Source organism: Allobaculum sp. (assembly GCF_047010065.1).
GTDB lineage: Bacteria > Bacillota_I > Bacilli_A > Erysipelotrichales > Erysipelotrichaceae > Allobaculum > Allobaculum fili.
This window is the reverse complement of the sequence record NZ_JBKXLD010000163.1, coordinates 1-1,007: the sequence shown is the minus strand read 5'-3', so window position 1 is coordinate 1,007 and position 1,007 is coordinate 1. Positions and strand designations below refer to the sequence as shown.

At 53.0% G+C, this 1,007-nt stretch carries 1 protein-coding gene; it reads right to left on the bottom strand.

The annotated features are described in order from the left end of the window. Nucleotides 1-444 precede the first annotated feature (444 nt). Nucleotides 445-1,007: hypothetical protein (locus tag ACLUYS_RS09845; protein ID WP_412659786.1), on the bottom strand; the 563-nt coding region annotated here is incomplete at its 5' end.

The following is a 1,007-nucleotide window of genomic DNA, read 5'->3' as shown; positions in this document are numbered from 1 at the left end:
CGGATGAAAGCCAATCTCGACGTCTTTGATTCCGAACTCGACGAGCAGACGATACAGGCGATCGACAGTCTGCCTGAAACCGGCTTTTCCGGTCACGATCCCGATACCAACCAGTACCATCCCGCTCCATAAAGCGAGGCGGACACTGGATAGGAATGACGGAGTTTTCCGGTAAAACCGAACGAAAGTCCCAGCGCAAACCGGCCTGATCTGCACTGTTTCCCCTTTTGCTTTCCAGAGAAAAATGCTGCAGTCCCTGCGGATCCCTTAAGTGGATCACGCGGACTGCAGCATTTTTGCGTGAAGGAATTCGATTTTGGATTTGTGTAAAGCCAGAAAGAAACGCGCCTGAGCGCATGCTTCTTTCAATTCGATCTCGAACGAAGCAATTCAGACCATCTCTGGCGTAATTTCGAAACCTGGCTTTTTTTGCGTTGGCGGACCTTAAGCGTCTTTGAACGGCTCTGCCGTTTTCGAAGATGCTTTCGAATCTGCGACCGGCGACCCGCTTCGCCGATTAGCGCGCTGCTCATAGCGAACCCGTTTGGATTTGGGCTGATAGAGAACCGTGCTGGCCAGCTGCTGGCCTTTTTTCAGATCTTCGGGAAGCTGCGATTCCAGAGCCTTGAGGTCAACCGTTCTGAGTCGAACACGCGTCATGGAAGCCGGGGTACCGTCGGATTCAGACGGTCCGGCAGCTTCAGAGGCTGCTGGGGTCTGGATCGAATCCGAAGACTCGAGATCGGATTTGGCCGCTTTGTCTTTTGTTTTTTCTTTCTCTTTATTCGAATTATTCGAAGCCGCCTTTTCCCGGTCTGGGGCAGCTTTCGATTTTTCCACCGGTGCTTCGGCAGTCTTGGGTTTCGTCTCTGGTTTTGGTTCTTCAAACGCGGACGGGATCGGATCCTGTCCGGCACATTCGGTCTGCGGCAGGCGTTCGAAATCTTCTTCTCCGACTTTCGAAACCGTCTGATTTCCCACTTCGTCGCTGTCGTCCGCCGCTGAAC